Origin of the sequence: Billgrantia antri (assembly GCF_019430905.1) — a bacterium.
GTDB classification, from domain to species: Bacteria; Pseudomonadota; Gammaproteobacteria; order Pseudomonadales; family Halomonadaceae; genus Halomonas; species Halomonas antri.
The window spans coordinates 247058-273257 of record NZ_JAHYCA010000007.1 but is presented as its reverse complement, the minus strand read 5'-3'; the positions used below and the strand labels follow the sequence as shown (position 1 = coordinate 273257).

24 protein-coding genes, 1 other RNA gene and 1 pseudogene are annotated in these 26200 nt (G+C 65.8%); 14 read left to right on the top strand and 12 right to left on the bottom strand.

Annotation, left to right across the window (positions count from 1 at the left end; genetic code table 11):
- Positions 1 to 81: 81 nt before the first annotated feature.
- Positions 82 to 528 carry a ferric iron uptake transcriptional regulator gene (gene fur / locus KPL81_RS18375; protein ID WP_209474633.1) on the bottom strand — a complete coding sequence of 149 codons (447 nt, stop codon included), beginning with the start codon at positions 526 to 528 and terminating at the stop codon, positions 82 to 84.
- A gap of 72 nt (positions 529 to 600) precedes the next feature.
- On the opposite strand from fur, the gene KPL81_RS18370 reads away from it, so the two are divergent.
- Positions 601 to 1086, top strand: a complete 486-nt coding sequence (locus KPL81_RS18370) for an outer membrane protein assembly factor BamE (RefSeq protein ID WP_209474635.1) — start codon at positions 601 to 603, stop codon at positions 1084 to 1086.
- Positions 1087 to 1099: 13 nt separating this feature from the next.
- Here the strand turns inward: KPL81_RS18370 and KPL81_RS18365 are convergent, their stop codons facing one another.
- Complete coding sequence (locus KPL81_RS18365) at positions 1100 to 1408, bottom strand: RnfH family protein (protein WP_219793372.1); 309 nt, start codon at positions 1406 to 1408, stop codon at positions 1100 to 1102.
- On the bottom strand, positions 1398 to 1832 hold the full coding sequence (locus KPL81_RS18360) for a type II toxin-antitoxin system RatA family toxin (protein ID WP_209474639.1): 435 nt from the start codon (positions 1830 to 1832) through the stop codon (positions 1398 to 1400). The genes KPL81_RS18365 and KPL81_RS18360 overlap by 11 nt, the downstream gene beginning before the upstream one ends.
- A 129-nt stretch (positions 1833 to 1961) precedes the next feature.
- Here KPL81_RS18360 and smpB point away from each other — a divergent pair, with 129 nt between their 5' ends.
- Complete coding sequence (smpB, locus tag KPL81_RS18355; protein ID WP_167119413.1) at positions 1962 to 2453, top strand: SsrA-binding protein SmpB; 492 nt, start codon at positions 1962 to 1964, stop codon at positions 2451 to 2453.
- A gap of 121 nt (positions 2454 to 2574) precedes the next feature.
- Positions 2575 to 2954, top strand: a transfer-messenger RNA (tmRNA) gene (gene ssrA / locus KPL81_RS18350).
- A 59-nt stretch (positions 2955 to 3013) separates the two neighbouring features.
- Here the strand turns inward: ssrA and KPL81_RS18345 are convergent.
- A complete protein-coding gene (locus KPL81_RS18345; RefSeq protein ID WP_242597481.1) occupies positions 3014 to 3787 on the bottom strand; it encodes a Crp/Fnr family transcriptional regulator in 774 nt (257 codons plus the stop codon).
- Between the two features lie 355 nt (positions 3788 to 4142).
- Here KPL81_RS18345 and KPL81_RS18340 point away from each other — a divergent pair, with 355 nt between their 5' ends.
- From KPL81_RS18340 to KPL81_RS18330, 3 genes are all read left to right on the top strand, one after another.
- Entirely contained in the window at positions 4143 to 5342 is a 1200-nt protein-coding gene (locus KPL81_RS18340) for a saccharopine dehydrogenase family protein (protein ID WP_209474640.1), read from the top strand.
- Between the two features lie 6 nt (positions 5343 to 5348).
- The gene (gene nspC, locus KPL81_RS18335) at positions 5349 to 6521 is read left to right on the top strand and encodes a carboxynorspermidine decarboxylase (RefSeq protein WP_240549371.1); all 1173 of its coding nucleotides are present in this window, start codon (positions 5349 to 5351) and stop codon (positions 6519 to 6521) included.
- A gap of 144 nt (positions 6522 to 6665) precedes the next feature.
- Positions 6666 to 7970 (top strand): aspartate kinase, encoded by a 1305-nt coding sequence (locus tag KPL81_RS18330; RefSeq protein WP_219793371.1) that lies wholly within the window; start codon positions 6666 to 6668, stop codon positions 7968 to 7970.
- Positions 7971 to 8051: 81 nt separating this feature from the next.
- Here the strand turns inward: KPL81_RS18330 and KPL81_RS18325 are convergent, their stop codons facing one another.
- Positions 8052 to 8303, bottom strand: coding sequence for a hypothetical protein (locus KPL81_RS18325; protein ID WP_209474644.1), 252 nt, complete (start codon positions 8301 to 8303; stop codon positions 8052 to 8054).
- A 192-nt stretch (positions 8304 to 8495) separates the two neighbouring features.
- On the bottom strand, positions 8496 to 9518 hold the full coding sequence (gene gap, locus KPL81_RS18320) for a type I glyceraldehyde-3-phosphate dehydrogenase (protein ID WP_209474646.1): 1023 nt from the start codon (positions 9516 to 9518) through the stop codon (positions 8496 to 8498).
- Positions 9519 to 9866: 348 nt separating this feature from the next.
- On the opposite strand from gap, the gene pyk reads away from it, so the two are divergent.
- The 3 genes from pyk to pgi all read left to right on the top strand — a co-directional run bounded on the left by pyk (position 9867) and on the right by pgi (position 13538).
- Complete coding sequence (gene pyk / locus KPL81_RS18315; RefSeq protein WP_209474648.1) at positions 9867 to 11333, top strand: pyruvate kinase; 1467 nt, start codon at positions 9867 to 9869, stop codon at positions 11331 to 11333.
- Positions 11330 to 11809, top strand: coding sequence for a methylglyoxal synthase (locus KPL81_RS18310; protein ID WP_209474650.1), 480 nt, complete (start codon positions 11330 to 11332; stop codon positions 11807 to 11809). The genes pyk and KPL81_RS18310 overlap by 4 nt, the downstream gene beginning before the upstream one ends.
- Before the next feature lie 73 nt (positions 11810 to 11882).
- Entirely contained in the window at positions 11883 to 13538 is a 1656-nt protein-coding gene (pgi, locus tag KPL81_RS18305) for a glucose-6-phosphate isomerase (protein WP_209474652.1), read from the top strand.
- Between the two features lie 45 nt (positions 13539 to 13583).
- Here pgi and crcB read toward each other — a convergent pair whose 3' ends face one another.
- Together crcB and KPL81_RS18295 are read right to left on the bottom strand one after the other, a co-directional pair.
- Positions 13584 to 13976 (bottom strand): fluoride efflux transporter CrcB, encoded by a 393-nt coding sequence (gene crcB, locus KPL81_RS18300; protein ID WP_219793370.1) that lies wholly within the window; start codon positions 13974 to 13976, stop codon positions 13584 to 13586.
- A complete protein-coding gene (locus tag KPL81_RS18295) occupies positions 13973 to 14365 on the bottom strand; it encodes a CrcB family protein (protein WP_219793369.1) in 393 nt (130 codons plus the stop codon). Before KPL81_RS18295 ends, crcB begins: the two co-directional genes overlap by 4 nt.
- 279 nt (positions 14366 to 14644) lie before the next feature.
- Between KPL81_RS18295 and ybiO the strand changes: the two genes are divergently transcribed.
- The 3 genes from ybiO to KPL81_RS18280 all read left to right on the top strand — a co-directional run bounded on the left by ybiO (position 14645) and on the right by KPL81_RS18280 (position 19700).
- Positions 14645 to 16960 carry a mechanosensitive channel protein gene (gene ybiO / locus KPL81_RS18290; RefSeq protein ID WP_219793368.1) on the top strand — a complete coding sequence of 772 codons (2316 nt, stop codon included), beginning with the start codon at positions 14645 to 14647 and terminating at the stop codon, positions 16958 to 16960.
- A 200-nt stretch (positions 16961 to 17160) separates the two neighbouring features.
- Positions 17161 to 17562 (top strand): hypothetical protein, encoded by a 402-nt coding sequence (locus KPL81_RS18285; protein ID WP_219793367.1) that lies wholly within the window; start codon positions 17161 to 17163, stop codon positions 17560 to 17562.
- Positions 17559 to 19700: an outer membrane protein assembly factor BamB family protein gene (locus KPL81_RS18280; protein WP_219793366.1), complete on the top strand. Its 2142-nt coding sequence runs from the start codon at positions 17559 to 17561 to the stop codon at positions 19698 to 19700. Before KPL81_RS18285 ends, KPL81_RS18280 begins: the two co-directional genes overlap by 4 nt.
- Positions 19701 to 19784: 84 nt before the next feature.
- On the opposite strand, the gene KPL81_RS18275 is transcribed toward KPL81_RS18280, so the two are convergent.
- Genes KPL81_RS18275 through hemC form a run of 4 tightly spaced genes read right to left on the bottom strand, consistent with a single transcriptional unit; the run spans position 19785 to position 24343 of the window.
- Positions 19785 to 21047, bottom strand: a complete 1263-nt coding sequence (locus tag KPL81_RS18275) for a heme biosynthesis HemY N-terminal domain-containing protein (protein WP_219793365.1) — start codon at positions 21045 to 21047, stop codon at positions 19785 to 19787.
- A complete protein-coding gene (locus KPL81_RS18270) occupies positions 21044 to 22600 on the bottom strand; it encodes a uroporphyrinogen-III C-methyltransferase (protein ID WP_219793364.1) in 1557 nt (518 codons plus the stop codon). The genes KPL81_RS18275 and KPL81_RS18270 overlap by 4 nt, the downstream gene beginning before the upstream one ends.
- Before the next feature lie 6 nt (positions 22601 to 22606).
- Complete coding sequence (locus KPL81_RS18265; protein ID WP_219793363.1) at positions 22607 to 23404, bottom strand: uroporphyrinogen-III synthase; 798 nt, start codon at positions 23402 to 23404, stop codon at positions 22607 to 22609.
- Complete coding sequence (gene hemC / locus KPL81_RS18260; RefSeq protein WP_219793362.1) at positions 23405 to 24343, bottom strand: hydroxymethylbilane synthase; 939 nt, start codon at positions 24341 to 24343, stop codon at positions 23405 to 23407.
- A gap of 256 nt (positions 24344 to 24599) precedes the next feature.
- Between hemC and argH the strand changes: the two genes are divergently transcribed.
- A complete protein-coding gene (gene argH, locus KPL81_RS18255) occupies positions 24600 to 26012 on the top strand; it encodes an argininosuccinate lyase (protein WP_219793361.1) in 1413 nt (470 codons plus the stop codon).
- 26 nt (positions 26013 to 26038) lie between these two features.
- Positions 26039 to 26146, top strand: a pseudogene (gene lptM, locus KPL81_RS20675) (LPS translocon maturation chaperone LptM); the annotation flags it as partial.
- Between the last annotated feature and the right edge of the window lie 54 nt (positions 26147 to 26200).

Sequence of the window (26200 nt, the reverse complement as noted above, 5' to 3'; positions counted from 1 at the left end):
GACCCGCTCCACGCCCATACGCAAGCGGCCCCGATCGAGGATCGGGGCCGCCATGGCGCGGATTCGACATTCACACGCGTGTCACTTGCGCGGCGTGCCTTCCTGGCGCGTGGCATTGGAGCCGCGTGGACGCACGTAGAGCACCAGGGCATGATCGACGAGCTCGAAGCCGTGCTCCTCGGCGATCTCCTGCTGGCGGCGCTCGATGGTCTCGTCGAAGAACTCTATGATCTCGCCGCTGTCGAGGCACACCATATGGTCGTGGTGTTCCTCCTGGGAGATCTCGAACACGGCATGACCGCCATCGAAGTTGTGGCGAATCACCAAGCCTGCCGACTCGAACTGGGTCAGCACGCGATAGACGGTCGCCAGGCCGACGTCCTCCCCGGCTTCCAGCAGGGTCTTGTAGACATCCTCGGCGCTCAGGTGGTGCTGGCCCGTGGCATTCTCGAGGATCTGCAGGATCTTCACTCGGGGCAAGGTGACCTTGAGGCCCGCCTTGCGCAGTTCATGGTTCTGGTCGGCCATGTTCGCTCTTCGCAGTATCAGGTAGGGTCGGGTATGATCGACCGAATCCACGATAGTGAAGAACGGACACAAATGCAAAAGCTGATCAAAACCCTCCCGCTCGTCATCGCCCTGACCGTTACCGGTGGCTGCGTCTACAAGCGCGACCTTCCCCAGGGCAACTACATCACCGAGGGCATGGTCCAGCAGCTCCAGCCCGGCCTGAGCCGCACCCAGGTCGTCGATCTGCTGGGCAGGCCGCTGCTGGAAGCGCCCTTCGACGCCAACCAGTGGGACTACGTGTTCCGCCTCGACGAAGCCTACGGCGACGTCCAGCAGCGTCGGGTGACGCTGACCTTCGCCGGCGACCGACTGGTCAACGTGCGGCAGGAGGGGGATTTCTCCGAGGACATCGAGCTACGCGGGCAGGACGAACTTGGCCCGGCCTCGGAGGGGGCCGACCCCGCCGGCATGCTGCCCGGGAGCCAGCCGGAGGCCGTGCCCGAGCGAGCCCCCGATGCCGGCGGTACCCTGCCGCGTGGCGGCGAACCGGCCTCTACCGAACCGCTGGACATGTGACGCCGCCGCGGCGCTAGAGCCCGGTTCGCTGTGCGCGCCGGGCTCGTGCCTCCTTGGGATCGTTTTCGAGAGGACGATAGACCTCGACCCGATCGCCGGCGCGCAGGCTGTAGTCGTCGGGGTCGCGCAGCCGCTTGCCGAAGATGCCCAGGTCCGCCTCGGCGAAGAACGCGGCCGGCACCTCGGGGAACAGCCTGCCCAGTTGCGCCAAGGCCACGGCCTGACGCGCCGTGGTGCCCGGCGGCACCTCGAGCGCGACGATGCGCTGCCTCTCCGGCAGGGCGAAGGCGACCTCCACCTCCAGCTTCGCCTCAGCGGCCATAGATTTCGTCGGCGCGGCGGGTGAAGGCATCGACCAGTTGCCCGGCCACTTGCTGGAACAGCTTGCCGAAGGCCATGCCCAGCAGCCGATTGGCGAACTCGAACTCCATTTCCAGGCACACCTTGCAGGCCCCCTCGCCCATCGGCAGGAACAGCCAGCGACCACGCAGGCGCTTGAAGGGCCCGCTGACCAACGACATCTCGATGCGCTCGGGCTCGATGAGGTCATTACGGGTGGTAAAGCTCTGCTCGAGGCCCGCCCGGCCCAGGGTCATTTCGCCGATCAGGTGCGACTCGTCGCGCTCGAGCAGCCGCGCCCGCCGGCAGCCCGGCAGAAACTCCGGGTAGCGCTCGAAGTCGTTGACCAGTTCGAACATGTCCCGAGGGGTGTGCCGCACCAGGGCGGACCGATTGACCATTGGCATTGAGCTCTCCGCTGACTTCACAGTGCCCAGGGCGTATCATGAGCGGTTATTTCACGCCTTGAATGGTATCACGCTTCCCCCCATATCGAAGGAGGCGTTGCCCCAGGCAAGTACATGACACGAGGTTCCATGGCCAACAAGAAAGGCAAGGGCAAGGGTCCCGGTAGTAGCGTCATCGCCCAGAACAAGAAGGCTCGCTTCGAGTACCACATCGACGAGTCCTTCGAGGCCGGCCTGGTACTGGCCGGCTGGGAGGTGAAGAGCCTGCGTGCCGGCAAGGCCCAGCTCACCGACACCTACATCCTGGTGAAGGATGGCGAGGCGTGGCTGCTGGGCAGCCACATCACGCCGCTGAATACCGCCAGCACCCACGAGATCGCCGATCCCTCGCGCACGCGCAAACTGCTGCTGCATCGCAAGGAGATCGCCAAGATCTTCTCGCGCTCGCAGGAGAAGGGACATACCTGCGTGCCGCTCAAGCTCTACTGGAAGGGCAACAAGGTGAAATGCGAACTCGCCCTGGTGACGGGCAAGAAACTGCACGACAAGCGCGCCACGGAGAAGGATCGCGACTGGCAGCGGCAGAAAGGCCGCATCATGCGGGAACACACCAAGGCCTGAACGGTCACAACACCTGTCGCCGGGTGGTTCTCCGAAAACAGCAAGAATCGGGGAAGCGGTGGAACCAACCCATCCGGCAGGTGTCATAGAAGTGCCCATGCTGATATGATGGGCCTGCTACGGGGGCGACATGGCTTCGACGCCGGTGACAACCTCCTAGGTGCATGCCGAGAGCGTGATGTATCTCGTAAATCCAACATCACGACTAAATAGTCGCAAACGACGACACCTACGCTCAGGGCGCCCTGGCAGCTTAAAAGCTGTTAGCGGTTAGTCCGGCCCCAAAGCGATGTGCCCATTCATCGCGGAGGGGATACGAGCTAAAACTGATGGGATCGCGGTTGGCGACGTCCTCTCGTCAATCGCTAAAACTTCGAGGAATCGCGTAGCTGGATCCTGCCCGTTGGAGCCAGATGCGTTAAACCAAAAAACGGACCTAAGCATGTAGAGCCGAAGAGCGAGTGCCGGCGGACGCGGGTTCGATCCCCGCCGCCTCCACCAATCGAGTACGAAAAAAGCACCCCAGGGGTGCTTTTTTCGTTTCTGCAAAGGCCGCCGGATCAGGCCTGGGGCGCGGAGGTGCTACGCATGCCGGCAAAACTCTGGAACGCAACGGGTAGGGCCTCGTCGATATAGGTGTCGTTGAACTCGACCAGTCGCGCCAGGGCATCGGGATCGGGCAGGACCACGTGCTGACGGTCGCGGATCACCAAGCCTTCGTCGCGCAGCATCGAAAAGGTGCGGCTCACGTGCACCGCGCTGAGCCCCAGCGCATCGCCGACCTGCTCCTGGGAGAGCGGCATGTGAAAGCCGTTTTCTTCTACCGCCCCGATCCGCTTGAGGCGCAGATAGAGCTCGTAGAGGAAGTGCGCCAGCCGCTCATGGGCGGCATACCGGCCCAGGTAGACCAGCCGCTCGGTGAGCATCGCCTGCTGGCGCACGGTCAAGGCGATGATACCAACGGCCAGGGCTGGCGAGCGTCCGAAGAGCTCGAAAAGCTGCTGGTGAGTGAACGGGCTGATGAGGCCGTCGTTGATCATCGCCACACCGGCCAGCCGGCGCGAGAAGCCGAAATCGCGCATGCCGATGATATCGCCAGGGAGGTAGACCTTGAGGATCTGCATCGATCCGTTACCAAGATTGCGGTAGGAGTATGCCCAGCCCTCCTTGATCACGCAGAACAGATCCACGTCCGCACTCTCCTGCCACAGCACTTCCCCGGCCGACACGCGCCTTGGATTGAGCTCGAGGCTCAGCAACAGGGTCTTGTCTTCCGCCGTCAACGCTGTGTGTCGGCTCAGGCCCTGCATCACTACACTGTCGAGTAGGGTCACACGTTGCCTCTCCGGCTTGTGGTTGGGTTGCGACATACTAAAACACAAGCTTATATAGAGCTTCATAACGCAGGTTATCGACGCTCGATAATGCATAAACGAGCGCCGGAAAGGGCGTGGTGGTCCGCAGCGAAACCACACCCCCGCTCGCTTTTCGGTTGCTTTCGCCCCACCCCCCTGCTTTGGTCTAATAGGTCACGACAAAATCACTTGCCCCTGGCTTCCCTGGAGGCCATTATCAGCCCGCAAGCATGAGCGAGACCGGGGTGGCATCGGGCACGGGCATACGAGATGGCCGAAACTCCGATAAGACCCTACGCTTCCATACACATCCCGATCTGAATTCGAGAGGCCCATGAGCAAAGTCCTGATTATCGGCGCCGGCGGCGTCGGAGGCGTCGTCACCCACAAGTGTGCACAACATCCCGAAGTGTTCAGCGAGATCTGCCTGGCCAGTCGCAACGAAGCAAAGTGCAAGGCCATTGCCGCTCAGCTGGATCGCCCGATCCAGACGGCTCAGGTCGACGCCGACAGCGTCGAGGCCCTGGTTGCGCTGATCGAGTCGTTCAAGCCGGACGTGCTGATCCACGTGGCTCTGCCCTATCAGGATCTGACCATCATGGAGGCGTGCCTCAAGACCGGCGTGCCCTACCTCGACACCGCCAACTACGAGCACCCGGACGAGGCCAAGTTCGAGTACAAGGAGCAGTGGGCGTTTCAAGACCGCTACGCCGAGGCGGGCAACATGGCGACCCTGGGCTGCGGCTTCGACCCGGGCATGACCAACATCTACTGCGCCTATGCCCAGAAGAACCTGTTCGACGAGATTCACCGCATCGACATCCTCGATGCCAACGGCGGCGATCACGGCTACCCCTTCGCCACCAACTTCAACCCGGAGATCAACATTCGCGAGATCACCGCGAAGGGTCGCTACTGGGAGAAGGGCGAGTGGAAGGAGACCGATCCGCTGGCGGTGAAGCGCAAGTTCGACTTCGACGGCATCGGCGAGAAGGACATCTACCTGCTCTACCACGAGGAGCTCGAGTCGCTCAGCCAGAACATCAAGGGCCTGGAGCGCATCCGCTTCTGGATGACCTTCTCCGAGAAGTACATCACCCACCTCAAGGTACTCGAGAACGTCGGCATGACCAGCATCGAGCCGATCGAAGTGGGCGGTGCCAAGATCGCCCCGCTGGAGTTCCTCAAGGCGGTGCTGCCCGACCCGGCCTCGCTCGGCCCGCGCACCAAGGGCAAGACCAACATCGGCATCATTGCCGACGGCATCAAGGACGGCAAGCGGCGCAAGGTCTACATCTACAACATCTGTGACCACGAAGCCTGCTACCGCGAAGTGCAGTCCCAGGCGATCTCCTACACCACCGGCGTACCGGCGGTGACCGGTGCCATGCTGATGCTGGAAGGCATCTGGAAGGGCGCGGGCGTGTTCAACGTCGAGCAGCTCGATCCCGACCCCTTCATGGCACGCATCGGCGACATGGGCCTGCCGTGGCAGGTGGTCGAGCTCGACCCCGATCACGACCCGCTGGCCTGATCCGTCATGGCACCAAGCGACATGGGCCAGCCGGCCTATCCGTTCGACATCGACGCCTGTCCCTCGCCGGCCTACGTGGTCGACGACGCACTGTTGCGCCGTAACCTGGAGCTGCTGCGGCAGGTCCAGGAGGAGAGCGGCGCGCGGATCCTGCTCGCACTGAAGGGCTTCGCCATGTGGGACACCTTTCCGCTGGTGAGCCAGTACCTGGTGGGCACCACCGCCAGCGGGCAGGACGAGGCGCGCCTGGGTGCGGAGACCTTCGGCGGCGAGGTGCACGTCTACTCGCCGGCTTTCACCCCCGAGGAGATGGAAGTGGTGCTGCAGTACGCCGACCACATCAGCTTCAACTCCCCGGGACAGTGGCGGCGCTACCGCGACACCGTCGCGGCGGCCCCACGCCAGGTTTCCTGCGGCCTGCGGGTGAATCCCGAGCACTCCACCGGTGCGGTGCCGCTATATGACCCCTGCGCACCGGGCTCACGGCTCGGTACACGGGTGACGGATCTCGCCGAAGGCGACCTGGAGGGGCTCGAGGGGCTGCATTTCCATACCCTGTGCGAGCAGAACAGCGACGCTCTGGAGGAGACGCTGGCCGCCTTCGAGGCCAAGTTCGGCCAGTTCCTCGCTGGGCTCGACTGGGTCAACTTCGGCGGCGGCCACCATATCACCCGCGCCGACTATGACGTCGAGCGGCTGGTGCGGGTGATCCGCGGCTTCCGCGAGCGTCACCCGCACCTCACCGTCTATCTGGAGCCGGGCGAGGCGATCGCGCTGAATACCGGCTATCTGGTCTGCTCGGTGCTCGATATCGTCGAGAATGACGGCCCCAACGCCATTCTCGATACCTCGGCCACCGCGCACATGCCCGACGTGCTGGAGATGCCCTACCGGCCGCAGATCATCGGCGCCGGCGAGCCGGGTGAGAAGGCCCATACCTACCGCCTGGGCGGCACGACCTGCCTGGCCGGCGACGTGATCGGCCGCTACTCGTTCGACGCACCGCTCAAGATTGGCGATCGCCTGGTGTTCACCGACATGGCCCACTACACCATGGTCAAGACCACCACCTTCAACGGCATTCGCCTGCCATCGATCTGCCGGGTGGACGAGGTCAGCCGTGAGGTGCGTACGGTAAGGACGTTCGGCTACGAGGCCTACAAGGAGCGCCTTAGCTAACCGCTCCAACGCAACAAAGCCCCCGCGGGGGCTTTTTTCGTATCTGCACCGCCATTTGCATGGTGCACCGACCTGCCCTTTCTCTCTCGGAGAATATGCACCATGGTGTAGGGCACGACGATACCAGAGACAGGGAGAGCCGGAATGCCCACCGTGTTCAAGTTCGGCGGTGCCTCGATCAAGGATGCCGATGCCATACGCCACCTGACCCCGCTGATAGAAGCGCATGCAGACCGCCCGTTGGTCGTGGTGGTCTCGGCCATGGGCAAGACCACCAACAAGCTGGAAACGCTGCTCGCCTCCGCCCGTGATGACGGCAGGAAAGATGCTTATCGTGACTGCTTCGACGCCCTGCAGGCCGAGCACCGCGAGGCGATCGAGTCCCTCTTTGGTGATGCATCGGATTCGCCGCGAGAACGGGTGGATGTCCTGTTCGAGGAGCTCGACACCCAGCACCGCAAGCACCGCGACGCTCCCTATGCCAAGCACTACGACCAGACCGTGTGCTACGGCGAGCTGATCTCCACCACCATCGTCGCGGCCTGGCTGAACCACTGCGGCATCGCCACCGACTGGCACGATGCCCGCGAGCTGGTGCGCACCGACGCCTGCCACCAGTCCGCAAACCTCGACTGGACCGCCACCGCCGACGCCATTCGCGGGCGACTGGCGGGCAGTGAGCGGGTGATCCTGACCCAGGGCTTCATCGGCGGCACCGAGCAGAGCGAGGCCACCACCTTGGGGCGCGAAGGCTCGGACTTCAGCGCGGCGATCTTCGCCCACTGCCTCGACGCCCACGAGGTGGTGATCTGGAAGGATGTCACCGGCCTGTTCAACGCCGATCCCAGGCGCTTCGACAACGCCGTACAGCTCGAGCGACTCTCCTACGCCGAGGCCACCGAGCTGGCCTGGCACGGGGCCAAGGTGATTCACCCCAAGACCCTGGGCCCGCTGCAGGAGAAATCGATTCCGCTCATGGTGCGCTCCTTCGAGACGCCCGAGGCCGCACCCAGCGTGATCGACGCCGAGCGCCGTTTCGATGCCGAAGTGCCCTGCTGCATCCTGCGCGAGAAGCAGGTCTGGCTGGAGGTACTGCCGCGCGATTTTGCCTTCATGGACGAACCGCGCCAGCACGACATCCTGGGCCGCCTGGTGGAAGCCGGCCTGCACGCCAATCTGATCGACAGCAGCGCCATGCGCTTCGCCCTCTGCCTTGACGACAAGCCCGAGCGACTCGAGACATTGATCGACTCGCTGGAGAACGATTACGAACTCAGACGCGAGGACAGGCTGACGCTACTGACCGTACGCCATCCCCGGCCGGGAATGATGGATGCCCTCAGCGAGGGTCGCGAAGCGTTGGCCGAGCGGCGCAACGCCACCACCGCCCAGCGCCTGTTCCACAGCGACGACTGCCCCGAGACCTGGCACATCCCCGAAGCCCGCTAGGCGAAAGGAACACCAGGCGCACAGAACCGCGCCCGCTCATGAGCGGGCGCGGTCGGTCCGGATGTGGGCGCCAAGATGGCATCAGTCATCGAGGTCGATATCGTCCTCGTCGGTAACCGCCCCGGTTGCAGCGCCTACCCCGGCGCCGACCGCCGCACCTTCTACCACGCCGGCTCCGGTGACAGCTCCCGCAGCGCCCCCTACGGCAGCCCCGACACCGGCCCCGCTGGCGGCACGCTCACCGGTGCTGGTACCGCAACCCGCCAGGGCCAGCATCAGTACCGCCAGGCAAGCAGTCACTGCATTCCGTCTTCCTGCTCCATCGCGTGTCATGTCGCACCTCCTATTCCATGGATAGCTTTTTCACCATAGTCAAGGCAGATGGCATGGAGCAAAGTGACGCCCAGCGGCGACAGGCCCGCCCGCTTCGTCGAATCGCAGCTCCTCGTACGGCCTGATGCCGCCCCGAAAGGACAAAGCGCCGGGATGTTACCCCCGGCGCTCAATCGGCTTGGCATCACCGCCTCATGCCGCTTCGCGCTTGGCATCCCCCGCGGCCTGCATGGCAAGCGCGGTGTCGAGCATGCGGTTGGAGAAGCCCCATTCGTTATCGTACCAGGCCATCACCTTCACCAGACGGCCGTTCACGCGGGTGTGGTTGGCATCGAAGGTCGAGGAGTTGGCGTCGTGGTTGAAATCGATCGACACCAGCGGCTGGGCGTTGACGGCAAGTACCGGCGAGGCCTCGGCGGCCTTGGCGACGATCTGGTTGATCTCTTCCCGGGTGGTGTCACGGCTGGCGGTAAAAACCAGATCCACCAGCGAGACGTTGATCACCGGCACGCGAACCGCCAGGCCGTCGAACTTGCCGGCCAGTTCCGGCAACACCAGGCCCACCGCAGCTGCGGCGCCGGTCTTGGTCGGGATCATCGAGTGCGTGGCGCTGCGTGCCCGGTAGGGGTCGCTGTGGTAGACGTCGGACAGGTTCTGGTCATTGGTATAGGCATGCACCGTGGTCATCAGGCCGTTTTCGATGCCCACCGTGTCGCTGAGCGCCTTGGCCACCGGCGCCAGGCAGTTGGTGGTGCAGGAGGCGTTGGAGACTACCTTGTGCTCGGGCTTCAGCACGTGCTCGTTGACCCCGTAGACCACGGTGGCATCGGCATCCGGGCTCGGTGCAGAGATCAATACGCGCTTGGCCCCGGCTTCGAGGTGCTTGGCGGCGGCATTGCGCTTGGTGAACAGCCCGGTGCACTCCATGACCAGATCGACGCCCAGCGACTCCCACGGCAGCGCGGCCGGATCGCGCTGGGAGAGGATGGCAATGCGGTCGCCGTCCACGCTCAGGCTCTCCTCGTCGTGCTCCACCTTGAAGGGGAAATGACCATGCACGGTGTCATGGCGCAGCAGGTGGGCATTGAGCGCGGGGTCGCCCAGGTCGTTGATGGCTACCACCTTGACCCGGTTGCGGTAGCCGTTCTCGTACAGGGCCCGCAGCACGTTGCGGCCGATGCGACCGAAACCGTTGATGGCGATCTTGAGCGTCATGGTTCGTTCCTCCGTATGGGTTTTGTCGGTAGGGAGTCGAGCCGATTGGCGGAGGTCGTGCTCACTGAACGGAATACGCGCAGGCCCACGGCTCATGGCAATACCCACAATGTGGCGCAGTAAAGCGACAGACTCAAGCATTTTTTAGTAACTTTACAACATAAACATCTTGATGAATCGATACAGCTGTTATGCCCTTTTCGCCTTCCCTGCAATGCAGCATAGCAAAATTGCCAAGCCAGGCGAGAGGTGGAGCAGATACTTCCTGCCATAGAGAGATGTAGTAAATTTACCGCAAAACCGATATGGTTGTAGCACTACAACATCTCTTCTCTCAGAGGCCTCGACATGCTGAAGCCACCGCCGCACACCCCCATCCGCCGCACCAAGATCGTCGCCACCCTGGGCCCAGCCAGCGATCGCGAGGGCGTGCTCGAGGCGATGATCCGCGCCGGTGTCGACGTGGTGCGCCTCAACTTCTCCCACGGCAGCGCCGCCGACCACCGCCGACGGCTGATCGCCGTGCGCCAGATCGCCGACCGCCTGGGACGCAGCGTCGCCGCCCTGGGCGACCTGCAGGGGCCCAAGATCCGCATCGCCCGCTTCCGCGACGGCGCGGTGGTGCTCGAAGAGGGCCAGCCCTTCGTCCTCGACATGGCGCTGGACACCGAGGCCGGCGACGCCAGCCGCGTCGGCTGCGAGTACACCCAGCTGGCCGACGACGTCGCCCCCGGCGACCGCCTGCTGCTCGACGACGGCCGCCTGGTACTGACGGTGGAGCGGGTCGAGGGCCAGCAGGTCCACACCACCGTGGTCACCGGCGGCAAGCTCTCCAACAACAAGGGCATCAACAAGCAGGGCGGCGGGCTTTCGGCCCCGGCGCTTACCGACAAGGACAAGGCCGACCTCGAGACCGCCATCGAGATCGGCGTGGATTATCTCGCCGTCTCCTTCCCGCGCTCGGCCGAGGACATGCACGAGGCGCGGCGCCTGCTGGGCGAGGCGGGCCGCGAGATCGGCCTGGTGGCCAAGCTCGAGCGCGCCGAGGCGGTGGCCGACGACGCCACGCTCAACGGCATCATCGAGGCCTCCGAGGCGGTGATGGTGGCGCGCGGCGACCTCGGCGTGGAGATCGGCGACGAGAAGCTGATCGGTATGCAGAAGCGCATCATCAAGCGCGCCCGCACGCTCAACCGCGCGGTGATCACCGCGACGCAGATGATGGAGTCGATGATTACCTCGCCGCTGCCCACCCGTGCCGAGGTGTTCGACGTCGCCAACGCCGTGCTCGACGGCACCGACGCGGTGATGCTCTCGGCCGAGACCGCCGCCGGCGACTACCCGGTGGAGACCCTGGAGGCCATGCGCCGGGTATGCCTCGGCGCCGAGCGCGAACGCGTCGCCCAGGAGTCGGGCCACCGCATCCACGAGGGCTTCTCGCGCATCGACGAGACCATCGCGCTCTCCGCCATGTACGCCGCCAACCACCTCACCGGGGTGGCCGCCATCGCCTGCATGACCTCGACCGGCTATACCCCGCTGATCGCCTCGCGCATCCGCTCGGGGCTGCCGATCGTCGGGCTGGCCCACAGCCCCATCGCCCAGCGCCGCATGGCGCTCTATCGCGGGGTAGTCTCGCTGCCGTTCGACACCACGGCGATGGCGGCCAGCGAGCTCAACGACCGGGCCCTGGCGCTGCTGGTGGAACAGGGGATTGCCGAACCCGGCGATCATGTCATCCTGACCCGGGGCGACCACATGAACGCCCACGGCGGTACCAATACCCTGAAGATACTCGAGGTAGGCCAGCCATGACCGAAAGCCGCCCCCGGCGCAGCGTGCGCCGCACCCTGCCGGCACGCAAGCGCATCGCGCTGATCGCCCACGACGGCAAGAAAGCGGAACTGCTGGAGTGGGCCGAACGCTGGCGCGACACCCTGGTCGCGCACGAACTGGTGGGCACCGGCACCACCGCCGGGCGCCTCTCGGCCAGCCTCGGGCTCGAAGTGGAGGGGTTGATGAGCGGCCCGCTGGGGGGCGACCAGCAGATCGGTGCACGCCTTACCGAACAGCGCCTCGACCTGCTGATCTTCTTCTGGGATCCGTTCGCACCGCAACCCCACGACCCCGACGTCAAGGCACTGCTGCGCCTGGCGGCGCTGTGGAACGTGCCGGTGGCATGCAACGCCGCCAGCGCCGACTTCCTGGTCAGCTCGCCCTGGCTGGACAAGCCCTATGAAATGGCCATTCCCGATGCCGACGCCTGGGTCGCCTCACGCAACCCGGAGTGAAGCGCAGGCCCCACAACGTAACCAGAACAACGCGTGACAGGCGGGCCGAGCCCGCGAACCGTGCGAGGACACCATGTTCCAACTTACCCGCAGCGTCACCTGGCAGGCCCTCCAGCGGCTGCAGCAAGCCACCGCCCAAGACCGCATCAGCGACTACTTCGCCGCCGACCCGCAGCGCTTCGACAAGATGAGCCTGCGCGTTGGCGGGCTGTTCCTCGACTACTCCAAGCATCACGTTTCCGAAGCGGTATTGGCCAAACTGCTCGAGCTGGCCGACCACTCGGCGCTGGTGCAGCGCCGCGCGCAGATGTTCTCGGGTGACATCATCAACGTCACCGAGGACCGCCCGGTACTTCACACCGCCCTGCGCAACCTCGGCGAGGGGCCGCTGATGGTCGACGGCAAGGACGTGATGCCCGAGATCCAACGCACCCGCGAGCAGATCAAACAGTTCTCGGAGGCGGTGCGCAGCGGCGAGTGGCGCGGTTACAGCGGCGAGCGCATCAAGGATGTGGTCAACATCGGCATCGGCGGCTCGGACCTCGGCCCCAACATGGCCAGCCGCGCCCTGCTCAAGTACCGCCACGCCGAGCTGAATTTCCACTTCGTCTCCAACGTCGACGGCGCCCATATCCAGAAGGTGCTCGCTCGCCTCGACCCGGCCACCACGCTATTCATCGTCTCGACCAAGACCTTCTCCACCCAGGAGACGCTGCTCAACGCCAAGACCGCGCGGCGCTGGTTCCTCGACAATGCCGGCGAGGGCGCCGACGTGGGCGCTCACTTCGTCGCCGCCTCGACCAATCGCAAGGCGGCCATGGAGTTCGGCATACGCGAGGAGAACGTGTTCGAGTTCTGGGCCTGGGTCGGCGGGCGCTACTCGATGTGGTCCTCCATCGGCCTGCCCATTGCGCTCTCCATCGGCTTCGACGGCTTCATGGAGATGCTCGAGGGCGCCTACGCCATGGACCAGCACTTCATCGAAGCGCCCAGTGCACGCAACATGCCGGTACTGATGGCACTGATCGGCATCTGGTACATCAACTTCCACGGCGCCGAGACCCAGGCCATCGTGCCCTATGACCAGGCGCTGCATCAGCTACCCGCCTTCCTGCAGCAGCTCGACATGGAGTCCAACGGCAAGTCGGTGGATATCTTCGGTCATCCGGTGAACTACAAGACCGGACCCATCGTCTGGGGCCAGACCGGCTCCAACGGCCAGCACGCCTTCTTCCAGCTGCTGCACCAGGGCACCCGCTACGTGCCGATCGACTTCATCGCCTCGCTCAAGCCCGAGCCCGGGGTCGAGGAGCACCACTTCGCCCTGCTCACCAACATGCTGGCCCAGGCCAACGCCTTCATGATGGGCAGCCAGGAGGGCAGCCAGCTCGACCCCTACAGCTGCCCCGGCAACCGTCCCTCCAGCGTGCTGCTGCTCGACGAGCTGACACCGCGCAATCTCGGCGCGCTGATCGCGCTCTACGAGCACAAGGTATTCGTGCAGGGGGTGATCTGGAACATCAACTCCTTCGACCAGTGGGGCGTGCAGCTGGGCAAGCGCATCGCCGGCGAGATCAGCGAGCGCATCGACGAGCGCAGTCAGGAGTTCGATGCCTCGACCCAGGGCCTGCTGGCGCTGGTGCGCGAGCACTTCCGCCCCGTCCCCGAGACGCAGGAGCCCGCCAGGGCCGACAAAGTGGAAAAGAAGGCAGCGAAGGCCAGGCGCTAAAAAAAGACGTAATAGGCAGGCCAGGAAAGCAGCGAAAGCGGCCCGTCAGCCGTGACGGGTCCGCACGAAGCGATCTCCCAGCCAGGCGGCGGCCAACCATAACGGCATGCTGAGCACGACATAGAGCAGCGCTAGCCCGGGGCGACCGCGTTCGAGCAGATGTAGCGTTTCCAGGCTGAACAGCGAGAAGGTGGTGAAACCGCCACAGAAGCCGGCCACCAGGAACGGCTGCCAGCGCGCTATCCGCCCCCGGCCGCGATGGACGGCATGAGCGGCAAAGGCCGCGATCAACCACGAGCCGAGCAGGTTTACAGCGAGCGTGCCCCAGGGAAAGACCGGCCCCAGAGCCGTCAACGCTCCCAGCGATACCAGCCAGCGCAACACGCTGCCCAGGGCGCTGCCGACGCCGACCGCCGCGTAGCGCTGCCAGCCGATCATGTCAGCCCCCTCGTCAGCCACCAGCCCAGCGCCGCCAACGCCAGCCCGGCGATCAACGTCGCCGTCACGTTGGCCAGCGCTGCACGCCGACGACCGCCCTGCCACAAAGCCAGGCTCTGCAGGCTCAGCGAGGAGACGGTGGTATACCCCCCCAGCAGCCCCACCACTACCAGCGACCAGCCGCCCGGCACCCCGGCCTCGTGCGACATGCCGTACCAGCCGGCCAGCGCACCGGCCAGTAGCGCGCCGCTGAGATTGACCGCAAGCGTGCCCCAGGGAAACCCCGTGCCCGCCCAGCGGGCCAGCAGGTCGGACAGCGCCAGTCTCGCCATGCCACCCAGCGCCCCTCCCGCTGCCACCAGCAGCAGCAACCCCATACTCGCGTTCATCCGCCTCCCTCGCCCTGATCAAGAACCGATGCTAGCCGAGTCGACGCATGGGGACAAAAAGAAGCCATCCGGAGGGCGGATGGCCAAGAGGATAGGGCTTCGTTCAGGGAATCGCGCCCAGGGAAGGGGCGCAGGTAAAATATGACACACTATCGACATAATGTACAATAACTGCATAAGTAGTTATCGCCATTCGTCCCTGCCGCTCTGACGCCCTATCATTAGCGGGACGGAATACATACCATTTCCCGCCCGACACGCCCGAGACGGAGGTCACGCGTGAAAGCAAACCGGTTTCTCCCCTGGCTTTTCGGCTGGCTGATATTGGCCCTGCTGGTCGCCGCACCGGCCCAGGCCCAGCCTGCCGACAGTGATGCCGCTCCCGCCCCGGAAGCCCTTGCCGAACTGCTCGAGAACGAGCAGACCCGGCAACAATTGATAGACCACTTGCGCCGTCAGGCCAGCGACCCTGAACTGACCGCCGAAACCAGCCAGGCAGAGGAGGCAATATCGCTGCCCAGGCAGCTGGCCGGCATGACCAGCCGCATCGTCAGCGACATCGGCGGCGAGGTACGCAACCTGTTCGACATCATGGCGGGACTGTTCAGCACCCAAGCCGATACCCCCGCCCTGGACTGGAGCGATTTCACCACGGCCGTGATCAACCTGGGACTGGTGATCCTGGCGACCTTCATTCTGTTTCTGGGCTTTCGCCAAGTGTCACGCCCGCTCTTCTCGCGACTGAGCCAGTGGTCGCGGCAGGAGAGCGGGCTCAATCCGACCATACGCCTGGTGCTGTGCGTTGCCGTCGCGGCGCTGTTCGACGCGCTGGTGGTCGGGCTGGCCTACGTGGGCGGCAATCTCATCGCCACCTTCGCCGTGGGCGAGAGCGGCGAGCTGTCGACCCGCGCCTCGCTGTTCCTCAACGCCTTTCTGATTATCGAACTGATCAAGGCGGCGCTGCGCATGCTGTTCTCGTCGCGCTACGAGGGGCTCAGGCTGCTGCCCATCTCGGCCGGTGAGGCCTCCTACTGGAATCGCTGGTTGGCGCGGCTGGTCGGCTTGATCGGCTACGGCCTGCTGGTGGTGGCGCCACTGGTCAGCGTCTATCTGGCGCCCACGCTAGGCCAGGGTATCGGCGCGCTGATCATGTTCATTGCCTTCTTCTACGCCGTCGCGGTGGTGCTGAAGAACCGCATCCGCATTCGCGGCGAACTCAACGCCATGGCGGCCCGCTCCGACTTCACTGCGACCCGCATTTCGCTGCAGTTGTTTGCTCGCACCTGGCACCTGTTTGCCCTCGCCTATTTCCTGGTGGTGCTGGTACTGACCCTGACGCGTCCCGTGGACGCGCTGCCCTTCGTGCTCTTCGCCACGCTCAAGACCGTGGTCGTGGTGGTGGTCGGCATGCTGCTGTCGAGCCTGCTGACCCAGACCATCGGACGGCGCATTCGCCTCTCCGACGACCTTCGCCGCAAGCTGCCGCTGCTCGAGCCGCGGCTCAACAGCTACGTACCCAACGCGCTGCGCGTCATCCGCAGCGTGATTCTGGTCGCGATCGTGCTGCTGGTGCTCAACGCCTGGGGCGCCTTCGACCTGGCCGCCTGGTACGCCTCCGAGGCAGGACGCGGACTGATCGGCAAGCTGATCAGCGTGGCCGTGATCCTGCTGGTCGCCATCGGCGTGTGGCTGGCGCTGGCCAGCCTGATCGAGCACAAGCTCAACCCCGAGACCGGCAAGGGCGAGCCCGACGCTCGTGCCAAGACGCTGCTGTCGCTATTCCGCAATGCCCTGGCCATCGCCCTGATCACCATGACCGGGATGATCGTGCTGTCCGAGATAGGCATCAATATCGGCCCACTGATCGCCGGTGCCGGCGTGCTCGGCCTGGCTATCGGCTTCGGCGCCCAGAAGCTGGTGCAGGACATCATCACCGGCGTCTTCATCCAGGTGGAGAACGCCATGAACACCGGCGACGTGGTCACGGTGGGCGGCATCACCGGCACCGCCGAGCGGCTCAGCATTCGTTCGGTGGGCATTCGTGACCTCCAAGGGGCTTACCACATCGTGCCCTTCTCCAGCGTCGATACCGTGTCCAATTACATGCGCGAGTTCGGCTATCACGTCGGCGAGTACGGCATTGCCTATCGCGAAAGCATCGACGAGGCGATCGTCGCCCTGCGCGAGGCCTTCGACGAGCTGGCCGCCGACGACGAACACAAGATGAACATTCTCGCCCCGCTGGAGGTGGCCGGCGTCATCGCGCTGGCCGACAGCTCGGTGAACATTCGCGTGCGCATCAAGACCACCCCGGGCACCCAGTGGGGCGTGGGGCGCGCCTACAACCGCCTGGTCAAGCTGCACTTCGACGCCAAGGGCATCGAGATTCCCTTCCCCCACACCACGCTTTACTTCGGCGTGGGCAAGGAGGCCGAGGCACCGCCGGCCAACGTGCGCCTGATGCGGCAGAATTTCGATATCGATGGCCGCCCCGGCGGCCAGCCCCGCTCCGGCGAGAGCAGCCGCGAAGGCGAGGACGATCCGCGTGCGAAGCCCAACCCCGAGTTCAAGGGCGACTACGACGAGCGCGATTGAGCCCTAAGCGCCTCGAGCGCTCATGTACCTCATGACACGCCTCCCACCCCACGGTGGGAGGCGTTGTCGTTGCGCCGCGGATGACCGCCAGGAAGAATCTCGCGACGTGCCTATACTGTCCCTGGGCCCTGGCGAAGCGCTATCTGCATGCCGCCAGCCGGGCCACCATGCTTCGAAGGCGTTCAAGGGATGGGACTACCATGACAAGCAAACCGCAAGGCACCGCCTACGGCGCCTGGTTGCTGCTCGCGATATCGACCATTGCGCTGATTCTCGCGGCAGTCGCCACCTTCAATGAAGGCAATGGCATTGCCTACACGCCGGGCACCTACCTGGTACTGATCTCCACCGCATTGATGCTGCTCGGGTCGTTGCTGCTGGCGCTTGCGCGCAGCATGCCACGCTGGCTGGGCGGGCTGCTCACTTTCCTGCTGCTGCTCGACCTGCTGGGCACGGGCCTGGCGGCCTATCTGCTGCAGGCCGAGTGGCTGCTCGGCGCCGTGGGGGTCGGTCTCGCGGCATGGCTCATCCATGTGGTGGCCGACCCCGCATCGGGCAAGCGCACCCCGGTCATGACGCAACGCCAGGAGGCCGATTCATGACACGCCAGGACATCATCCCCACCTTCGCCTCGCTGCTGCTTGCGGGCTGCATCGGCTACGCACAGGCACAGGAGGATACCTCTAGCGGCGAGGGGGGCGGTCAGCCCCAGGAAATCACCGAGACCCAGGACGACGAGTCCGAACGGGGCGCCAGCGGCGACGAAGCGCCAACAGGCCAGGACGGCGGCGAAGACTCCGCGGTCACCCCGACCGGCCCCGGCGGCCGTGTCGAGACGGGCCCCGCCGGACAGCCCCCGCGCGACGACGGCCAGTCCGAGCCGCCGCGCCAGGGCCCGGACGCCTGGATGGAGTCGCCCGACAGCTGGGCAACCTTCAATGGCGACCTTCGCGCCCAGAAATATTCGCCGGCCGAACAGATCACGCCGGGGAATGTCGGCGAGCTGGAGCCGGCCTGGGAATACCATACCGGCGATGTCGCGGATGGCAGCGACGAGGTGCCCATGTCGGTATGGTCGGCAACCCCGCTGTTCGTCAACGATACCCTTTATCTGGGCACGCCCTTCTATCGCATCATCGCCCTGGACCCGGGCAGCGGCGAGGAGAAGTGGACCTTCGACCCCGAAGCGCCTCTGGAAGCGCTGACCCAGCCCAACATGAAGGGCCGCGGCGTGGCCTACTGGGAGGCCGACGAGCCGCAGCCGGGCGAGGCCTGCCAGAAGATCGTATATATCGGCACCATGGACGCCAAGCTCTACGGCGTCGATGCCGACACGGGAGCCCCCTGTGCCGACTTCGGCGACGATGGCATGGTCGACGTCAACCAGTGGAACACCGTCAACGACAAGTGGCCGCTGTCGCTGTTTCAGCCGCCCACGGTATACAACGACACGCTGTTCCTCGGCTGGGCCGGCAAGGACTGGACCAACGCCGTCGCGCCGCCGGGAACGGTCTTCGCCCTCGACGCACGTACCGGTGAACGCAGGTGGACCTTTCATGCCTTGCCCGAGGAAGTCGTCGAGCGAACCGGTACGGCCAACGTCTGGGCGTCGATGTCGCTCGATCCCGAAACCGGACTGCTCTACATCCCGATCAGCTCGCCGAGCCCCAACTACTACGGCGGCGAGCGCACCGAGGAGCTGCCCCTGGCCACCTCGGTCACCGCGCTCGACACCGAGACCGGCGAGGTGGTGTGGAGCCGCCAGCTCGTACATCACGATATCTGGGACTACGATACCGTCGCCCCGCCCACGCTGGTCGACATCCAGAAGGATGGCGAGACGGTTCCCGCCCTGGTGCAGCCGTCCAAGCAGGGCTTCCTCTTCGTGCTGAACCGGGAGACCGGCGAGCCCGTGTACCCGATCGAGGAGCGCGAGGTGCCGGCCTCGGATGCCGAAGGTGAGCAAGCCTCCCCGACCCAACCCTTCGTCGACGTTCCCGAGCCGGTTACCCCGGATGAGTGGCCGGGGATCTCGAAGCTCGCCGACATCGTGGGCCTGGGCGAGTGCAGCCGCAAGGCCGAGGGGCTGCGCTACGAGGGTCGTTTCACGCCGCCCAGCGTCGAGGGCACGCTCACCTATCCGCCCACCACGGGCGGCTCGCAGTGGGGCGGCGGCGCCGTCGACCCGGAGACGGGCGTATTCGTGATCAATTCCAACAGCGTGGTGCAGATCTATCGACTCATCCCACGCGACGAATACCAGCAGTTGGAGCAGTCGGGCGAGACGGGCGGTTACTACGCCCAGGGCGACACGGCCTACGGCTTCCAGCTCGAGACGTTCCTCAACTGGGCGGGCATGCCGTGCTGGAAACCGCCCTACGGCACTCTCGCTGCCTACGACCTCACTACCGGCGAGCGGTTGTGGAACGAGCCGTTCGGTCAGGTGCAGAAGCATGGCTTCTACATGCCCGAATCATGGGGATCGGTCACCATCGGTGCGCCGGTGATCACCCGTTCGGGATTGATCTTTATCGGCGCCTCGATGGACTCACGCGTGCGTGCGCTCGACCTGAAGAGCGGTGAGGTGCTGTGGAAGCACCTGGTGGATGCTCCCGCCGTCTCGATGCCGGCGGTCTACACCTACGAGGGCAAGCAGTACGTCACCTTCGCGGTGGGCGGCAACTCCATTCTGCTACCCAAGGTCAGTGATCAGGTGATCTCCTTCGCCCTGCCCGACTGAACCGGTCGGCAGGGCTCCGGGAGCCAACGACGAAGGGGCGCCTGGCGGCGCCCCTTCGTCGTCTTGCAGGCGGGTGACGGCGGGTCAACCGGCCTTCTGCTCCTTTGCCTCGCCCTTTTCGGGCTGGACGGCCGGTTCGGCCGGCTGTGGTAGCGAAGGCAGCGACTTGTCGAGCAATTCGACGCTCTGACGATAGTAGAGCTGGCTCTTGTTGTGCTCGCCCAGGTTGGCGTAGAGCCGTGCCAGCTCGGCGCACACCACGCCGCTGGGGCGCTGGCGCTGGCTCGCCTCGAAGTACTCCTGCGCCTTGCCCCAGTAGGCATTGCGCAGCGCCAGGCGACCCAGGGTGAGCAGCAGGTCAGGATCGTTGGGACGCTCCTGCAGCCATTTCTCGGCATGCACCAGCTGGCGTGCGGGGTCGACATCGAGCAACCCGTAGCGCAGCACCAGGCGGCTGTCCCAATGCTCCTTGAGCGAGTGGCGCAGCAGTCGCTCGGCGATCCCCTCCTCGTTGCCACGCACCAGGGCTTCGGTATAGAGCACCACCAGCTCGACGTTGCCGCGCAGTGCATCCGGCATGTCGGCCCACAGGTTGCGGATGCGCTCGACGTTGCCCGGGTCGCGCGCCTCGTGAACCAGCAGCTCCTTGTAGGCGCGCAGCTCCAGTTGGGTGCGCTCCTGCGGAGCGATCAGCTGACGCGCCGCCAGCCGCGGCATCAGCCGGCGCAGGCCGTCCCAGTCGTTGACGCTGAGATAGGCCTGCTTGAGCTGCTTGAGCACCTGGGGGTGATTGGGCATCTGACGGTCGAGACGGGTCAGGATGGCCAGGGCCTCCTCGTACTGCTGGCGATCCAGCATCAGCTGAACCTGCATCAGCCCGACGGCGCTATCGGCCCCTTCGGTAGAGAGATGGGCTCGCTTGAGCAGCGTGTCGGCCTGCTCGTAGCGACCCTGATAGTGAGCCGCCAAGGCAGCGGAGAGGTAGTTGACCAACGGCGTGCTGGAGTCGTCGGCCGCCTTGACCAGTGACTTCTCGGCACGCTTCCAGCGGCCTTCGGCCAGCGCCACCAGCCCGCGCACGGTACGCTTCATGGCGTTGCGGTGACGGGTGCGACGGTTCCACACCTTGAGCCGGCTGACAGGGTGACGCAGGCGCATCAGCACCCGCAGGGCGAAGTGCAGGACCAGGAATACCGCCAGCAGCAGCACCAGGCCAAACCAGAAAGAGGTCTGGTAGGAGGTATCCCCGACCCTCACCAGCCAGTAGCCGGGTAGCGAGACCATCAGCTGGCCGAACAGGGCGCCCAGCGCCAGGCCGAGGAGGACGATCAGCAGCAGTTTTCTCATGCCTCGTCCCCTCCCTCATCGCGCGAGCCGAAGCGGCGCTCGATGAATTCCTGCAGTGCCTCGTGGGAGCCGCTGATGTCGGGCAGTTCGGGCTGGATCGCCTCGCCCTTGAGCTCCTGAAGACGCTCGACGACGGCCTGAACCTCGCTGCTCTCGGTGTCGTAGTAGTTCTCGACCAGCGTCAGCGCCTTGTCGAGGCTGGCCTCGTACAGCGCCTGCTCCTCTTCGAGCAGCGCCAGCTGGGCCTGTTCCAGCACCAGGCGTGCGCTCTGGCGCAGGTAGGATTCCTGTTCCGGCGCGATCAGCCCTTCGAGCGCTTCGTCATGGTGGCGGATGACGATCAGGTCCTTGAGTTCCTGGCCGAAACGCGACAGCTGGTCCTGCCAGCCGCCGCTCGGCGCCTCCTCGATGCCGGAGCGCGCCGGAATCTCCTCCAGCTCGCGCGACAGCGGCAGCTGTGCCAGGCGCTCCTGGACCGAGTTCAGAGCCAGATACAGGCCGGTACGGTCGACCTCCGGCACGCCGGCGAGGATCGACAGCTCGGAGGCAATGGCGCGGCGTACCGAGAGCAGCGCCGGGTTGTCGGCTTCTGCCAGTCGCTCGTCGGCGGTACGCAGCAGCGCCGCGGCGCCTTCCACATCGCCCTCAAGCTGCAGGCGCTGGCTGGCGAGCCGCAGCAGATAGGCGGCCTCGGCGTGCAGCCACTCGCCTGCATCCGGCTCTTGCTCGCGCGAGAGCTCCTCGAGCACCTGGTCGAGCGCCGCGTCGACCTCGCTGCGGTAGCTGGCGAACTCACCCTGCATGGCCTCGATCGCCTCGGTCAGTTCGGCATCGCGCTGCCGTTCGCCGCTCTCGAGCTGCTCACGCAGGCCCGCGACTTCCTCGGCCGAAGCGGCACTGCCGGCGCGCTCCTCCAGCTCGGCCAGGCGCTGCTGCTGGGTGTCGAGGCGCCCCCAGGTATTCCACGCGAACAGGCCCGCGCCGATGCCGAGGAACAGCACCAGGATCAGGGCCAGCACGCCGGCGGCTCGGCTGCCGCCCTTGCCGGCACCACCGCCGGTCGAGCTCGGCGTACCGCCGCCACCGGCCGGAGCCGCCTTGGCGGTGTCGCCGCCGGGCTTGCCGCTGCCGGACTTGTCACTGGCCGGCGTCTTGCCGGAGGCGGCCGGCTTGGCATCGCCCCCCTTGCCGCCGGTCGGGGCGGGCTTGGCATTTTCCGGCTTTGCGGCGCTGGGCTTGTCACTGTCGGCAGGCTTGCCGCTGGCCTTGTCCGACGACGGCGTAGCAGCCGTCGACTTGTCAGCGGCCGGAGTAGAAGAAACCGGTGTGGCGCTCTTGCCCTGGCTCGCGGGCGCATCATCGGCGGGGGGTGTCGGCGGCTTCTCGCCTGCCTTACCTGCCGCGGACGGCGACGATGAGCTACCGCGCTGGGGGCGACTCTTATCGCCGCCGCTGCCGGGCTTGCCCTTGGCACCGGCCTCTTGACCCTTGTCGTCCTGGTCCTTGGCAGAAGGCGCCTTCTGTTCGTCCTGCTCGTTGGTCTGCTTGCTCATCTGTCGCTAGCCCTTTTCGAGATCATCTTGATCGACATCAGCATCCTCCTGGTTACAGGCCGCGGCCACCGCGCCGGCAAGCGCCGCCGGCGTGGCCCCCGGTGCCACCACGGGAGTGCGAAACCCCAAGTCGTCGGCCAGTGTAGCCAACCGGCGACTGGACACGATTAGCGGTTGGCTCAAGGTAGCCCTGGTGCACCATCTTGCCAGATGTTCGAGGATTTCTCCGCTACTCACTACCAGCGCACGGTACTCGCCTCGTGCGAGGCGTTCGCGCAAGGCAGCGGGCGGCGACTCGAGGCGCCTGCGATAGAGCGCCAGCCGGGTGACCCGTGCGCCGCGCGCCTCCAGGGTCTCGGCCAGCAGCGTCCGGCCGCCCTCGCCGGCTACCAGCAGTACGCGCTGGCCGTCGAGGGCGCGCAGCGAGGCAAGCTCGAGCAGCGCCTCGCTGGTGTCCTCGCCGGCCGCGGCCGGCGGCAGGTGCACCCTGGCGCCGAATCGCGCGTGCAGGGCTTCGGCGGTGGCCGCTCCTACCGCGTACCAGGCTGTCCCCAGCGGCAGCTGGGGCCAATAGCGGTCCAGGGCCTGGTAGAGACACTCGGCGGCGAAGGGGCTGACCACCACCACCTTGTGGAAATGGTCGAAATCGAGCCACGCCTGACGCGTGGCCGGGGTTTCCGGCAGCGCCTCCAGCGTCATGGCCTCGAGATTCGCCACCGGGAAGCCGGCGGCCTCGATGGCGGCCGCCAACGCAGCCGCCCGCTCGCCCGGTCGGCAGATCAGCACGGGAAGCCCGGCCGCCATTCAGGCGCCGTAGACCTGTGCCAGAATCTCGCCGGCACCCTGTTCCAACAGGTCTTCCGCCACCCTTATGCCGAGCGCCTCCGGCTCGTGGATCGAGCCGCGCCCCTCGGCGCGCAGCACCTCGGTACCCTCGGGGTTGCCCACTAGTGCGCGCAGCCACAGCGTCTGGCCGTCTTCCTCGAACACGGCATAGCCCCCGATGGGCACCTGGCAACCGCCCTCGAGGCGTGTATTCATGGCGCGCTCGGCGCGCACCCGGGTCGCCGTGATGGGGTCGTCCAGCGGTGCCAGCAGGGCGATCAGCTCGGGATCGTGGATGCGGCACTCGATGCCCAGCGCGCCCTGGCCACAAGCCGGCAGGCACACCTCGGGGGGCAGCTCCTGGGCGATGCGTTCGCCGAGCCCCAGACGCTTGAGCCCGGAAGTGGCCAGGATGATGGCGTCGAACTCGTCGGCGTCGAGCTTGGCCAGGCGCGTCTGGACGTTGCCGCGCAGGGTGAGGATCTCCAGGTCGGGACGCTGCTCGCGCATCTGCAGGCCGCGGCGCAGGCTCGAGGTACCGATGCGTGCCCCTTCGGGCAGCTGGTCGAGCGTGCCGAAGCGGTTGGAGACGAAGGCGTCGGTGGGCTCGGCACCGGCGAAGATCACCGACAGCCCGAGCCCCTCCGGGAAGTGCATGGGTACGTCCTTCATCGAGTGCACGGCGATATCGGCGCGCCCGTCGAGGATGGCCTCCTCCAGCTCCTTGACGAACAGCCCCTTGCCGCCGATCTTCGCCAGCGGCGTATCGAGAATCTTGTCGCCACGGGTGGAGAGCGCGACCAGCTCCACCTCGAGCCCCGGATGTTCGGCCATCAGCAGGTCGCGAACGTGTTCGGCCTGCCACATGGCCAGCAAGCTCTTACGGGTGGCAATGCGCAGCGTAGTGTTGGATCGCACGTGGTTCTCCCATGCAGCGGGCCTGAACGGCCTCGGCTCAGCTGTCGTTGCCGCGCCATTATCGGTCACGGTCGGTAGACGGTCATTGACGTTCATCATAAAGCACCGGGCGAAGCAGGAAAAATTGGCCCTCTCGTCGCTTGCTGCGCCCCTCGCCACTCGCGCCGACTCTGGTACACTGCAAGACCTGACCTACGCCGCCGCACGCGGCTTCCCGAGAACGCCACAGCATGCAACACGCAGGATGCCCACGCCGATGAGCTCTAGTTCCCCAACCCCCGGCACCAACCAGTCCTGGGGCGGCCGCTTCAGCGAGCCCACCGATGCCTTCGTCGAACGCTTCACCGCTTCGGTCGACTTCGATCAGCGCCTCGCCCTGCAGGACATCCAGGGCTCCATCGCGCATGCCACCATGCTGGCCCGGGTGGGTGTACTGACCGACGCCGAGCGCGATGCCATCGTCACGGGGCTGACCGAGATCCGCGGCGAGATCGAGCGCGGCGAGTTCCAATGGTCGGTGAAGCTCGAGGACGTGCACATGAACATCGAGGCACGCCTGACCGACAAGATCGGCATCACCGGCAAGAAGCTGCACACCGGCCGCTCGCGCAACGACCAGGTGGCCACCGACATCCGCCTGTTCCTGCGCGACGAGATCGACGTGGTCGAGGCCGAGCTCAAGCGCCTGCGTGAAGGCTTGATCGAACTCGCCGAACGCGAAGCCGACACCATCATGCCCGGCTTCACCCACCTGCAAACCGCCCAGCCGGTGACCTTCGGCCACCACCTGCTGGCCTGGCAGGAGATGCTCGCCCGCGATCACGAGCGGCTGCTCGACTGTCGCAAGCGGGTCAACGTCATGCCGCTGGGTGCAGCAGCGCTGGCCGGCACCACCTATCCCATCGACCGCCATGTCACCGCCGAGCTGCTGGGCTTCGAACGTCCCGCCGAGAACTCGCTCGACGCGGTGAGCGATCGCGATTTCGCCATCGAGTTCACCAGCTTCGCCAGCATCCTGCTGATGCACCTGTCGCGCATGAGCGAGGAGCTGGTGCTGTGGACCAGCGCCCAGTTCGATTTCATCGACCTGCCCGACCGTTTCTGCACCGGCAGCTCGATCATGCCGCAGAAGAAGAATCCCGACGTGCCCGAGCTGGTTCGCGGCAAGACCGGGCGTGTCTACGGCCACCTGATGGGCCTGCTGACGCTGATGAAGTCGCAGCCGCTGGCCTACAACAAGGACAACCAGGAGGACAAGGAGCCGCTGTTCGATACCCTCGACACGGTGCGCGACTGCCTGAAGGCGTTCGCCGACATGGTGCCGGCCATCGAGGCGCGCAAGGAGAGCATGTACGAAGCCGCCCGTCGCGGTTTCTCCACCGCCACCGACCTGGCCGACTACCTGGTGCGCCGCGGAGTGGCCTTCCGCGACGCCCACGAGATCGTCGGCCAGTCCGTGGCCTTCGGCCTGCGCGAGAAGAAGGATCTCTCCGAGATGAGCCTCGACGAGCTGCGTCAGTTCTCCGACGTCATAGATGACGACGTCTTCGAAGTGCTGACCCTGGAGGGCTCGGTGGCGGCACGCAACCATATCGGCGGCACCGCGCCGGACCAGGTGCGCGCCGCCGCGCAGCGGGCCCGCGATGCGCTGGCGGCCCTGGGCCGCTAACCATGCGCACGGCGAGAAGCAGCAAGGTGCGCACGCCAGCCCTGATGGCCCTCACGCTCGCGCTGTTGGCAGGCTGCGGCCAGAAGGGGCCGCTCTACCTGCCCGGCGACGAGGCCGCCGAGGAGCGCTACGGCAACCCTGCGGTACAAAGTGACGAGCAGCAAGACGCCGACGACGAGGACACGGAC